Consider the following 12,873-nt stretch of genomic DNA (forward strand, 5'->3'; position numbering starts at 1 on the left):
TGCTTTTCAAACAGCAAGTAACATGACTACCATCTAAAAATCCGCATTGGGGCTCCCCACTGCGGACAACGTTGCAAATATTTTGAAAGCACAGGTCGTACAACTCGGCCTGATATGCTTGCAGCGACAAAAACTACTTAATGATAATAAGGACCCAAGGATATCCCGTGGCGTTACCGAACAAAGTAAAATTGTTGCTAGAAGAAGCTGAGCAACTTTGTGATTACAAGGGTTGTATGAGCTATTTCTATAAATGGCTGAACAATCAATTTTCCAAGCAACCCGTTAGACTCCTTATCAATGCTCGTTCAGAGTTCATAGATATCTTACTGAAAAAGTTATATTGTCAAACTGGTCTAGCTGACTTTGAACAACTTGCACTGATTGGGATTGGCGGTTATGGACGTGGCGAGCTACACCCATTCTCCGACATCGACTTTCTATTGCTTACTGATGGAGAGCCTAATGAGGAGCTCAGGCAAAAGCTCGAAGCTTTTGTCACGATGCTTTGGGACTTAAACCTTGACATTGGCCATAGTGTGCGCACCCATGAGCAGGTGTTAGAGCAAAAAAGACAAGATGTACACTTCACAACCAGCTTGCTAGAAAGTCGCTTAATTTGCGGCAATTTAGTAGAGTTCGAACGTCTCAAAAGTCATATCGTCAAAACACCCATTTGGCGTTCTGATGACTTTTTTATTGCCAAAGTAAAAGAACAAAGAGTCAGACGTAAAAAATGCCATGGCACGGCCTATAATCTAGAACCAAACATTAAAGAAAACCCCGGCGGCCTGCGTGACTTACAGACAATTTTCTGGGTTGCCAAAAAGCACTTTCATGCTGAAACTCTCGAAGAGCTCATCGGCCATGGCTACTTGACTCACGAAGAGTATCAAGAGCTTATGGAGTGCATCGAAAACTTGTGGAATATTCGTTTCGCATTGCACCTTGCTGCAGGACGCCCCGAAAACCGCCTGCTTTTTGATTATCAACCTCATGCTGCAGAGTTATTGGGGTTTGGATCTGAGGGGAAGCCATCAGTTGAGCGGATGATGAAACGTCTATTTCGCATCATGAGTCGTGTTCGAGAAATGAACCAGATGCTTCTAGCGTACTTCGAACAGAGTATTTTACCTGACCAAGATGCATTAGCGGTTGTGCCTCTAGATGCTCACTTTGAGCGCATTGGTCATAAAATACGAGTCAAAGATCCATCCGCGTTTTTCTTGCGCGAAAACTTGCTCGTACTCTTTGAACACATAGCAGACAACCCTGATATCACAGATATTGATCCCAATACCATTCGGTCAGTTAGACAAGTTAGGCGTCGCCTTCTGGGCGATTTACAAGATTATGCAGCGTGCAGAGACGCGTTTATGCGTCTTCTGAAGCACCCTAATGGTATGGGGAGAGCGTTTACGCTTATGCATAAACACGGCCTCATAGCCGCCTATCTACCGCAATGGCGAAGTATTTTTGGCCAAATGCAATTCGACTTGTTTCATGCATATACCGTGGATGAGCATACGCACAAGCTCATAAATAACATCCACAAGTATCGTGACAAACAGTGCAATAAAGATTTTCCAATTTGTTCCGAAATCATGACACGCATGGATAAACCTGAGTTGCTCTATCTAGCCGGTATATTCCATGATATCGCCAAAGGACGAGGTGGTGATCACTCTGAATTGGGAGCAGTGGATGCAACAGCATTTGCGAGTATGCACAAACTTACTCCTTCAGATGGCAAGCTGGTTGCTTGGTTGGTTGAGCACCACTTGTTAATGTCTGTCACTGCACAACGTAAAGACATTAACGATCCTGATGTAATCAATGAGTTTGCTTCCAAAGTGAAAAATGAGCGCCAGTTAGACTATTTGTATTGTTTAACCGTTGCTGATATCCGCGCAACGAATGATAACCTTTGGAATGACTGGAAAAATACTCTACTCAGAGAGCTGTATCTGCATGCCCAAAGAGCGTTAAGACTGGGCCTTGAAAATCCAATGGATATGCGAGATCAGATCAGAGATAAAAAAGCTCAGGCAATACAAAGATTGCTTGATGCTGGATACGATGAAGAGCGAATTACGCTGCTTTGGTCACGGTTTAAAGCAAACTATTTTACCGGTTTTAGTGAGCAGCAAATCTCATGGCAAAGTGAGTTTTTACTTTCAAGGAAAGATCAAAGTACTGCCGGAGTTGCCGTATCTGAAAAACCAATGCACGGTGGTACACAAGTATTTGTTTACGCGCCATATGAAGCCAGTTTGTTCGCCAAATTGGTGTCTGTGATAGGCACCAAAAAAGCGCAAATTCAACACGCTCAAGTCATGACAACCAAAGATGGGTATGTAGTATTTAGCTTTGTTATTTTGGAAGTCAATGGCGATGCCATCAGTGGTAGCCGAGCAAAAAACATCCGCCGAGGATTAGAAAGCATCCTTGCAGATCCAAAGAAGAAAATACGACTGAAGAAAAACCGCTCGCAAAGGTTTAAGGACTTTAACATCAAACCTAAAGTCATTTTGCGCCCGCATGCTCGTGAAGACCGTAACCTACTTGAGATACAAGCGGTTGATATTCAGGGTCTATTAACCAAAATTGCGGAAGTATTACAGGTTAAAAACCTACATATTCATGCGGCGAGGATCACAACAGTCGGTGAACGAGCTGAAGATTTCTTTGTCGTTTCAAATGAACAATATCAAGCACTGAGTGAAGATGAAAAGAGTGATCTTCATCTCTCTCTTATGAAAAAATTAAAAGCCGAATCTGAATAACGAGGATACTATGTCGGATTTAAAAAGTATTATTGAACAAGCATGGGAAAACCGTGACAACATTACACCTTCAAGTGTTGCCCCAGAAATTAAGAAAGCCATTACAGACTCTTTAGAGCTTCTGGATTCTGGTGCAGCTCGCGTAGCTGAAAAAATCAGTGGCGAATGGGTTGTTCACCAATGGTTGAAAAAAGCGGTTTTATTGTCGTTTAGGATCCGTGATAACCAGCCGATGAGCGATGGTGTAAACCAGTTTTACGATAAAGTCCCTCTTAAATTCAGTGACTATACTCCAGAGCAATTTCAACAAGGCGGCATGCGTGTGGTACCGAATGCAGTAGCACGTCAGGGCAGTTTCGTTGGTAAAAACGTCGTATTAATGCCGTCATATGTCAATATTGGCGCTTACGTCGACGAAGGCACAATGGTGGATACATGGGCTACCGTAGGTTCATGTGCACAAATTGGTAAAAATGTTCATCTATCAGGTGGTGTTGGTATTGGTGGTGTGCTAGAACCGCTGCAAGCAAACCCTACAATCATTGAAGACAACTGCTTTATCGGTGCTCGTTCAGAAATCGTTGAAGGTGTTATCGTTGAAGAAGGCGCTGTTATTTCGATGGGTGTATATATTTCTCAAAGTACACGTATCTACGACAGAGAAACAGGTGAAATTCATTATGGTCGTGTTCCTGCTGGCTCAGTCGTTGTCCCAGGCTCACTTCCAAGTAAAGATGGCACACATAGCTTGTATGCTGCGATCATTGTTAAAAAGGTAGACAAACAAACTCGCGAAAAAGTAGGCGTTAACGCCCTACTGCGCTCTGTTCAGGACTAACCTGATTCTTGCTTCCGTACACCTTTTAGGTGTACGGTTTTTATCTTAATACTGACTTTTCAGTCCCAATCATGCTAAATATATGGCAGATATTAAAAGGACTGAAGTAATGATAAAAATAACAAAAACTCAACTTCTAATGTGCACCTTGAGCACCATGCTGTTAGGCTGTACCCACACCACTACAGTACATGTTTTTGGTAAGTATTTACCTGACAATGAACTCAGTAAGTTACAATCCGCATTGAATGAACAAGGGTTTGAGGTTGAGACAAACAGTCTTGATTTTCCAACCAGCATCTCTCAGAACACGATTCTCCACTCATTAATGCTCAGAGACTCTTCAGCGCTTGAATCCGTAAAATCAATTGCCATGGAACATGGCTTTAAAATCGCCGATATACAAGGCCTGAAAGAGGGTAATCACTGGTATACCAAAGATGCTATCGCCATATATCCATTTCCAAAAAACAGTGAAAATGCCCCACTTTTAAAACAGGATTTAGCACAACAATTTAGTACCGCTGAGTGTGATTTATCGTTCCAATTAAAACTCTCTCGAAATGGCGCGTATGAGATTTTGGGCAGTCCAGTATCAGAAGACAACAAACGTTTGCTAACAGGCACATGGCATTACGTACAATACCCATATTTAGAGCTTCGCCCATACAAAGGGATCAGTTGGAGTCGCTATTTTGAGATCCATCAACTTATCAAGCAAGATAAAGTAAGTCAAATTGAAGTGATACAGCTCAGGCCTGTTGAAAAGCACCATATAACTCAAAATTGTTTTTATGAATATGGCGTTAGAATGTAGTTCTGCGTACCTTAAAAGCATTCAGAGGTTAAAACGAAAAAGGTGAGCACTTAGCTCACCTTTTTGTTATCAAAGCTTGTTTAAACTGATTACAAGCCTCTATTCATTTCCTCGAATTTTTGCTCTATTGCATCAGATGGTGGTGCTGTTAGTAAGCTTGCCACAATAATCGCTAGTGAAGCTGTAATAAATCCAGGCACGATTTCATAAATAAAACCGCTTGGGCTTTGGCCTGCAATCGTAAACGGCGCGTAAATCCATGCAAGTACAGTCACCGTACCAACAATCATGCCTGACAACGCTCCCGCAAAGTTCATACGCTTCCAAAATAAACTAAACAGTACCAACGGACCAAAAGCAGCACCAAAGCCAGCCCACGCGTTGCTCACCAAACTTAAAATGGTACTGTTTCTATCATGCGCTAGGTAAATCGCTAAAACCGACACAGCGGCTACACTAATGCGACCAACCATTACCAGCTCCTTTTCAGATGCTGTTGGTTTAATAAATACCTTGTAAACATCCTCAGTCAGTGAACTTGAACTTACCAGCAATTGAGAAGAGATGGTACTCATGATAGCGGCTAGGATCGCAGCAAGTAAAAACCCTGCAATCAATGGATGGAACAATAGCTCAGACAACACTAAGAAAATTGTTTCTGCATCTTTGATCTGTAAGTTATTTTCATGGGCATATGCTGCACCAAATAAGCCCGTTGTAATAGCACCTAAGGTTGCAACCACCATCCAGCTCATACCGATGTTACGCGCAGTTGGCATATCTTTTACGCTGCGTACCGACATAAACCTAACAATAATATGTGGTTGACCAAAGTAACCTAAACCCCAAGACATAGCAGATATGATACCAATCACTCCACCAGCACCAATCCAAGTTAACATGTCTGGGTTAACTTCTTTCAATGTACTTAGTAGTGGTTGTTCTAGCAAGTTGAACGTCACCAGAGGCACAAGTACGAGAGCTATAAACATAATACAGCCCTGCACAAAGTCAGTGAGACTGACGGCTAAAAAGCCACCGAATAAGGTATAAAGCACAACGACACCGGTTGTCACATATAAACCGGTTTCATAGCTCATACCAAATGAGTTTTCGAAAAGTTTACCACCTGCCACAACGCCTGATGAGGTATAAAGCGTGAAGAATACAATAATAACTACAGCGGACACGATGCGTAATGCGTTGCTATTGTCTTCAAATCGGTTGGCGAAATAATCTGGAATCGTGATCGCATCATTGGCTATTTCAGTGTATACACGCAACCTTGGAGCAACCAACAAGTAGTTTAAAAACGCGCCAATGACTAACCCTATCGCAATCCACGTACTGCTAAAGCCCGTGATGAACATTGCACCAGGTAGACCCATTAAGATCCAACCACTCATATCTGATGCGCCTGCAGACAAAGCTGCAACACTAGGTGGTAAGTTTCGTCCACCGAGCATGTAGCCCGACACATCATTGGTAGATTTACGATAGGCATAAAGGCCGATAGCCAACATCACAATAAAATACAATGCGAGCGATATCATTGTGCCAATTTCCAAAATGACCTCCAATAAAAAGAGCTTCTCTCCGAATAACAGTCATTCAAATTGTTAAGACTGGCATTGGAACAAAAGCCAAACACAAAGTGCCACTATATCATGGCTCTATTCACTGCCCAAGCAACTCAGTATAAATTGCTGTTATTGCACATTTAACATTCTGAAATATTACCCTTTAGTACGAAAATACTAAATAACTGTAAATTTATTAATGAAATATGCTTTAGATTACCTTATATTTGAACCATAAGAAGTAACATACTGGGTGTCTCGTTCATGTATTTCTATGCCGCAAGGCAACCTATTTTAAATGTAAATAAAGATGTTGTTGGATATGAACTCCTATTCCGCGATGGGGTAGATAATGTTTTTCCTAATGTCGATGATGTGGAAGCTACCTCTAAGCTCATTGAGGGTAGCCAATTTAATTTTGGTCTGGAAGACCTTACCGACGGCAAACCTGCTTACATTAATTTTACGCTAGAAACCATCTTAAAAGGCTACCCGACCATGATGGGTAGAGACCAACTGATAGTAGAAATACTAGAAACGGTACAACCTGGAAAACGATTACTGGCTGCTGTTCAAGAATTAAAAGAAAAAGGTTATAAGCTAGTTTTAGATGATTACAAGCATCAGAAGGTTTGGCGTCACTTCTATCCGTATATAGACCAAATTAAAGTGGATATGCTAGTTACAAGCGTTGAGGAAATTCACGAAATCAAAGAAGCAATTGTGCCTCATCCACAAATAGAACTTGTTGCGGAAAAAGTCGAAACTTATGAGCAATATCAATTGGCATTGGAGCTCGGGTTTACTCTCTTTCAAGGGTTCTTTTTCGCCAAGCCTGAAATGGTGCAAACTAAAGCGTTACCCCCTTCAGAAATGGCATTGGCCGAATTGCTCTATGAAACATCCAGTGTAGACGTTGATTTAAAACGTATCACTCAGGTTTTTGAGCGAGACGTCAATTTGAGTTACAAGTTGCTACGATACTCTAACTCAGCTGCTTTCAAACGCAGAGCCGAGATTTCAACTATTAAGCAAGCGCTTATCGTTTTGGGTAATCAGGAGCTCAAAAAGTTCTTATCGCTGCTTTTCGCATCTCAAGTTGCTTCAGAAAAGCCCATGGAACTTATCCGTCTATCGCTTACCCGCGCTCGGTTTAATGAGTTACTCGCGATTAAACACAAAAAGCTACCAGATATTGGCATGGCATTCTTAACTGGAATGATGTCTTTAATGGACGCCATTTTAGATGAAACCATGGAAAGTGTGATGCAAAAACTTCCCCTAACCATCGACATCAAAGATGCTTTACTGCAAGGAGATGGGTTGTTAGCTGATTATCTTGCGTTAGTAATGGCCTATGAACAAGCAAAATGGGAAGAGGCATCACAGCTTACTGACAAGCTAGGTTTAGTTGCCGAAGAGCTGCCTGAGCTTTATCGCGAAGCACTGCAATGGTGCGATCAACAAATTGAAGTTATGGCAATTTAAAAGCCTTCTAACCTATGGTGATGTCAGCTCTTTGTAGACATCACCACCCCCTAAAACTTTGAGCTACATCAATTAGATATCACGCTGTACCTTAGGTGCGACATTTTGTCACATCCCATATATTACGCCACCAAGTAGAATACGCCTCATAAATTATTCATCACTTTTCCTGTACGCAGCCATCTGTGTAAGTCTGCGTAATTGAGACCTATTTTGAGGATACAAATGAAAAAACGCTTGATCTGTATCGCTATCTCAGCGTCATGTTCTTGGCATAGCATTGCCCAAAGTGAACAAACTCTTGAGCGCATTGAAGTCATCGCGCCTATGCATAGCCCACTCGATATCAAAATGGACCCCAAAGCGACAAGGCAACCACTGCCGGCGCAAGATGGCGCAGACTTACTTTCGAGTATCGCCGGGTTTTCGTTAATTAAGAAAGGTGGCGCGAGCAGCGACCCTGTTTTTCGAGGGATGGCTGGCTCTCGTGTAAATATCATTACAGACGGTGGAGTTGCTTTAGGTGGATGTGGTGGTCGCATGGACCCTCCTACTGCATACATTACACCTCAGACATACGATACACTAACCGTGATTAAAGGCCCTCAAACTGTGCTTTATGGCCCCGGAAATAGTGCTGCGACAGTGGTATTTGAACGTGAATCAGAGCGTTTATTAGAAGCTGGTGTTACAGGGTTTATGAATACCACTGTTGGAGAGTTTGGCAAAGCCATTTTAAACTCAGATATAAAGATTGGTACCAAAGACTATTTTGCTCGCATTGCTGCAAGTTATAGTGAAGCTGATGACTATCAAGATGGTAATGGGACCGATATCCACTCAGCTTATGAGAAATGGAACATCGATACACAATTTGCTTATACTCCTGACGACAATAGCTTGTACAGTGTTAGCCTAGGCCGAGGTGATGGAGAGGTTGCCTATGCTGACCGAATGATGGATGGCAGCCTATTTGATAGAACTCAAATAGCTATGAAACTTGAAAAGTCAGAGCTCGATGGATTTATCAATCGTATTGAGGCCAATATATATTTCAATGAAATCGATCACATTATGGACAACCATAGTTTGCGCCAATTTATGCCCAATATGATGATGAAAAACCCTACTTCATCTAATCCTGATAGAAAGACTTGGGGTGCCAAGGTGATGCTAAACTCTGAGTTAAGCCAGAATGTGAGTCTAGCCTATGGAATAGACCATCAGCAAAATACACACCGTCTAAGAATAAGTAGAGATCATAATACAACACCGGTCGAAACACTGCCGCGCTCTGAAACAGCAGAATTTGAACAAACAGGTTTGTTTGCTGAACTCGAGTACAGAATTGACACTAACAGCCAATGGGTCAGTGGTCTAAGAATAGATGACTGGGAAGCCACAGATCGCAGACAAACGCGCTCAGTTATGATGCAAGTAATACCAAACCCTACCGCTGATCTTACCCGCAATGACGCACTAATCAGCGGCTTTACACGCTATCAAGCACAGTCAAGTAACGACAGTTACTATATCGGAATTGGACGTACAGAGCGTTTCCCCGACTACTGGGAGCTAATGGGTGGTGGTAGAGGCGCAGTAGACAGCCCCAGTGCATTTTTAGTTGACCATGAAACCACTAACCAATTGGATATCGGCTGGCTTGGACAATCAAAGTCTTTCACTCATTCAGTCTCCGTATTTTTCAATCGTATCGACAACTACTTGCTAACCGATAACCTGTATCAAAAGATGGATATGGCGAGTAAGGTAACGCGGAACATCGACGCACAAACCTATGGCTTTGAAGCCGAAAGCCGTTATAACGTGAGCAAAAATCTATCTGCCACAGCTAGTATTAACTATGTCCGTGGAGAGAATCGGACCGAAAATATCGCGCTAGCGCAACAGCCCCCTTTACAAATACGTATGGCTGTAAATTACAGCAAAGAAAAATGGCAGTTTGGTTCACTGTGGCGTATCGTGCAAAAACAGCATCGCGTGGCAATTGGTCAAGGTAACATAGCTGGCCAAGATGTGTCCCCCAGTCATGGGTTTGGAACTTTAGCATTGAATACATCGTATCAGCACTCAGAGGATGTAGTTTTTGCGCTTGGCGTAGACAACATTTTTGACAAGTCTTATGCTGAGCACCTAAGCCGATCAGGAGCAATGGTAAGCGGATATCCTCAATCGGCAAAAGTTAACGAAGCTGGGCGTACTATCTGGTTAAATATGAACTGGAAGTTCTGATTTTAATACAAAAAAGCCAGCTATCGCTGGCTTTTTACTTCTATTTAAGCTGACTTTCTTACAAGTTCTCTAAGAAATCATCATCAAAGTCTTCTGGCTCCTCTTCCATCGGCGGGTTGCCGTCATAGACTTCATATAACTGCCTTTGAAAATACACATCTTTTAGGAATATATAAGGGTCTAACGACTCATTTAGCAGCTTTTCTTGCGACATCAGCGAGGCGCGAGCTTCAACGGCTCTCAATGCAAAAACAATGAGCGTCTGTGGCGTCGATAGGGCAATTTTAGGAATTACTACATTATCTACAATATCACCTGTGGTATTACGAACTGTCGAAGGTCCCATACCCGGGATCATTAAGTAAGCACCGTCTCCTACTCCCCATACACCTAATGTTTGGCCAAAGTCTTCATCTTTATGATCTAAGCCAATTTCTTTGGCAACATCGAAAAGGCCTAAAATCCCCACAGTGGAGTTAATTAGAAAGCGCGCAACATTAACCCCTGCATCACCCGGTTTACCTTGTAACGCAGCATTAATTGCATCAGTCGGCGCTGCAATATTTGTCGTAAAATTGACAATACTGCTTCGAACTGGTGCAGGAGTAATCGCCACATAGCCTTTTGCAGCAGGACGCAAAATATAGGCGTCTAACACATCCATATTGAAATCATAGATGGGTCTGTTCATCGACTGCAATGGATCTCGCGGATCTTGCTTTTCCTCTGGGACCTGTGCACATCCCACAAGCATTAGCGCAAGCGCAGCGCCAACAATTTTTTTATACATTTAGCTTCCTGTGCTGGTAATAACACGACTTATAGTTACATTTACCTGCTGCGTACCTTCTTTAAGTTCGACAATATCAGAGCTCCCTTCAAGCTCACCATCTTGAAGCATTACTGAATCATCCACCGAAATACGCGCTGTTATCACAACTTCTTTAAAGTTTGATAACTTCAGGTCTGGCATCATCGCCATACTATCATTCAAGTTGACCTGTAAAGGCAAGTTAAAAACTGTAAGTTTTTTTACAGCCAACGGCATTCTAGGCCCGTTTGCTGCTTTTGCGAACACAAACAGCGTTGCATTGTTTGGGATTTGAGCAGCTATGGCCTCTGAAATAGTTACGCTAACAGCTAATTGTGGGCCACTTTGTTGTACTTCCTCAGTCGCGTTTTCACTTTCAAGCTTTTGCTCAATATCCGCTATGCGCTGTTTTATCAAATTGTAACGCGGATCGTTTTGAGTCATTGTCGAGAGTAGAACTTCAAATGCTGATTTCGCCTCTAGCCAATCTTGCCTCTCATATGCAATCAGCGCGAGCAGTGATATTGCGTCAATGTTTTGCGGATCTTGCCTTAGAACACGAGACAACATCTGAGCAGCCCTGTTAATACTGGTTTCTGTTCCTTCAATCAACAATGCCTGGCTGTAGTTTACCAGCACGTTGTGATTGTTAGGCTGCATCACTAGCGCCTTATCAAAAGCCTGCATCGCCATTTCATAATCATTTAACGACATTGCAACTCGGCCTAATAGCATCCAAGCCACCGCGTCATCACCGCTATTAGCTAGCTTAGTACGTAAACCTAGCGCAAATGCCTGTAGCTCATTGGCGGTTAAAGGCTCTCCCGTTTGCAATACAGCGCGCTCACCATATTCTGGTAGTTTCTCAAACGCTTTGTGCCAATTGGCAATTTGTTGGTGGCTACCAGTGAAATAATAAAATACACTGCTCACCACTATCGTAAATGCCACCCCAGTTGCGGCCAACACCAAGTTATTACCTTTGGTATCCAAAGTGCGTTCAGGTGAAAGCTCATTAAGCAGGCGACTTTTCATCTCAATCACCGACTCCTCAAAGTCGTTGCGATCCAAACGCTGATTGTCCAACTCAACTTGTAGTTCTTCTAATCTTTGATGAAAAATATCAATACGTTCAGCATTTGCATCATGATCAACAGAAACCAGCTTTTCTTTACGTAAAAAGGGCATGACGACAAATAAACAACTTAAAACAGCCAATAACGCAAACATGCCCCACATTTGTGATAGTTCACTCATGAATGACGCTCCTTACGCTGATATTGTTTGATAAGCTGCTCAAGCATCTTTTCATCTTGCTCACTCCAGTGTTGCTTTTTTGCCGCTTTTTTCTGGCGAAATACAATAAAGCCAAAACCCAACACAACAATGATTACTGGCAGCACCCACAGGATAATAGTGGCCGGAGTAACAGGAGGTTGATAGTGAACAAAATAACCATAGCGATCAATCATATAATCGATAACTTCTTGTTTTGAGTTCCCTTCATTCACCAAAGCCAGCACTTTGTCGCGCAGATCTTTCGCTACAACGGCATCCGAGTCCGCAATATTTTGATTTTGACATTTTGGGCATCTTAGTTCTAAAGTGAGCTCTCTGAATGTTTGCTCCTGCTCAGCACTTTTAAACTGATACTTGTCTTCAGCAGCTTGGCTAAAGCCAGCACTGCATAACAAGATAACCACGACAACAAGTACTGCTCTAATTTTCATTGCGTAGCTCCTCAAGCGCTGGTAAAAATTTGCTACGCCAAACTCGCTGGTTTATATCTCCGGTATGGTGCAACAAGATGGTGCCGCTTTTATCAACTAAGAAAGTTTCAGGTGCACCTGATACGCCCAGATCTAGCGAAAGGCTGCGTTCTAAATCAAGGATATTAAATTGATACGGGTTTCCCGCTCTACTTAGCATTGTTTGCACTTCTTCACGCAGCGCATGAATATCAAAATTGTCACCAAAATCGGGGTCATAAGCCTGCTCATAATACAGCCCTACAATTTTCACCCCCTGCTCTCTCAGTTTGGTTAAATATCCCAATTCTGCGATACAGGTAGGACACCAAGTGCCCCACACGTTCATCAAATATACGTCACCCAGCAAGTCTTTTTCTGTCCAGCGCTTTTGCTCATTCATTAGATCAGGCAAGTTAAAGCTTGGCATTGCCTGACCCAAGCGACCGGTTTGCAACTCTCTCGGATTACCAAACAAGCCTTGATATAAGAAAACACATAAAAATACAAAAATGAGAAAGGGCAAAAAGCCTAATACTTTACGATTCATAT

General features: G+C 42.5%; 10 protein-coding genes. 5 read left to right on the plus strand and 5 right to left on the minus strand.

Annotated elements, in window-relative coordinates; all coding sequences use genetic code 11:
• The first annotated feature begins 167 nt into the window (after window positions 1–167).
• The 3 genes from glnD to N475_RS18750 all read left to right on the plus strand — a co-directional run bounded on the left by glnD (window position 168) and on the right by N475_RS18750 (window position 4,441).
• Window positions 168–2,786, plus strand: a complete 2,619-nt coding sequence (gene glnD / locus N475_RS18740; RefSeq protein WP_063365793.1) for a [protein-PII] uridylyltransferase — start codon at window positions 168–170, stop codon at window positions 2,784–2,786.
• 10 nt (window positions 2,787–2,796) lie between these two features.
• Window positions 2,797–3,624 (plus strand): 2,3,4,5-tetrahydropyridine-2,6-dicarboxylate N-succinyltransferase, encoded by an 828-nt coding sequence (dapD, locus tag N475_RS18745; protein WP_063357015.1) that lies wholly within the window; start codon window positions 2,797–2,799, stop codon window positions 3,622–3,624.
• A gap of 109 nt (window positions 3,625–3,733) precedes the next feature.
• The gene (locus N475_RS18750; RefSeq protein WP_063357014.1) at window positions 3,734–4,441 is read left to right on the plus strand and encodes a hypothetical protein; all 708 of its coding nucleotides are present in this window, start codon (window positions 3,734–3,736) and stop codon (window positions 4,439–4,441) included.
• An 89-nt stretch (window positions 4,442–4,530) separates the two neighbouring features.
• Here N475_RS18750 and putP read toward each other — a convergent pair whose 3' ends face one another.
• Entirely contained in the window at window positions 4,531–6,009 is a 1,479-nt protein-coding gene (putP, locus tag N475_RS18755; RefSeq protein ID WP_063357013.1) for a sodium/proline symporter PutP, read from the minus strand.
• Window positions 6,010–6,285: 276 nt separating this feature from the next.
• Here putP and N475_RS18760 point away from each other — a divergent pair, with 276 nt between their 5' ends.
• Entirely contained in the window at window positions 6,286–7,509 is a 1,224-nt protein-coding gene (locus N475_RS18760; protein WP_063357012.1) for an EAL and HDOD domain-containing protein, read from the plus strand.
• A gap of 225 nt (window positions 7,510–7,734) precedes the next feature.
• A complete protein-coding gene (locus N475_RS18765) occupies window positions 7,735–9,762 on the plus strand; it encodes a TonB-dependent copper receptor (RefSeq protein WP_063365794.1) in 2,028 nt (675 codons plus the stop codon).
• Between the two features lie 58 nt (window positions 9,763–9,820).
• Here the strand turns inward: N475_RS18765 and N475_RS18770 are convergent, their stop codons facing one another.
• Genes N475_RS18770 through N475_RS18785 form a run of 4 tightly spaced genes read right to left on the minus strand, consistent with a single transcriptional unit; the run spans window position 9,821 to window position 12,871 of the window.
• Window positions 9,821–10,552 (minus strand): MlaA family lipoprotein, encoded by a 732-nt coding sequence (locus tag N475_RS18770; RefSeq protein ID WP_063357010.1) that lies wholly within the window; start codon window positions 10,550–10,552, stop codon window positions 9,821–9,823.
• Complete coding sequence (gene ccmI, locus N475_RS18775) at window positions 10,553–11,830, minus strand: c-type cytochrome biogenesis protein CcmI (protein ID WP_063365795.1); 1,278 nt, start codon at window positions 11,828–11,830, stop codon at window positions 10,553–10,555. It lies immediately after the preceding gene.
• Window positions 11,827–12,303, minus strand: coding sequence for a cytochrome c-type biogenesis protein (locus N475_RS18780; RefSeq protein WP_063357008.1), 477 nt, complete (start codon window positions 12,301–12,303; stop codon window positions 11,827–11,829). The genes ccmI and N475_RS18780 overlap by 4 nt, the downstream gene beginning before the upstream one ends.
• Window positions 12,293–12,871, minus strand: coding sequence for a redoxin family protein (locus tag N475_RS18785; RefSeq protein ID WP_063357007.1), 579 nt, complete (start codon window positions 12,869–12,871; stop codon window positions 12,293–12,295). Before N475_RS18785 ends, N475_RS18780 begins: the two co-directional genes overlap by 11 nt.
• Window positions 12,872–12,873: the final 2 nt, after the last annotated feature.

The organism is Pseudoalteromonas luteoviolacea DSM 6061, assembly GCF_001625655.1.
In the GTDB taxonomy this organism is placed as follows: Bacteria; Pseudomonadota; Gammaproteobacteria; order Enterobacterales; family Alteromonadaceae; genus Pseudoalteromonas; species Pseudoalteromonas luteoviolacea.

Coding starts and splice junctions, on each gene's coding strand:
- N475_RS18760 (WP_063357012.1), top strand. CDS start 6,286: ATGTATTTCTATGCCGCAAGGCAACCTATTTTAAATGTAAATAAAGAT.
- ccmI (WP_063365795.1), bottom strand. CDS start 11,830: ATGAGTGAACTATCACAAATGTGGGGCATGTTTGCGTTATTGGCTGTT.
- N475_RS18780 (WP_063357008.1), bottom strand. CDS start 12,303: ATGAAAATTAGAGCAGTACTTGTTGTCGTGGTTATCTTGTTATGCAGT.
- N475_RS18750 (WP_063357014.1), top strand. CDS start 3,734: ATGATAAAAATAACAAAAACTCAACTTCTAATGTGCACCTTGAGCACC.
- N475_RS18770 (WP_063357010.1), bottom strand. CDS start 10,552: ATGTATAAAAAAATTGTTGGCGCTGCGCTTGCGCTAATGCTTGTGGGA.
- N475_RS18765 (WP_063365794.1), top strand. CDS start 7,735: ATGAAAAAACGCTTGATCTGTATCGCTATCTCAGCGTCATGTTCTTGG.
- dapD (WP_063357015.1), top strand. CDS start 2,797: ATGTCGGATTTAAAAAGTATTATTGAACAAGCATGGGAAAACCGTGAC.
- N475_RS18785 (WP_063357007.1), bottom strand. CDS start 12,871: ATGAATCGTAAAGTATTAGGCTTTTTGCCCTTTCTCATTTTTGTATTT.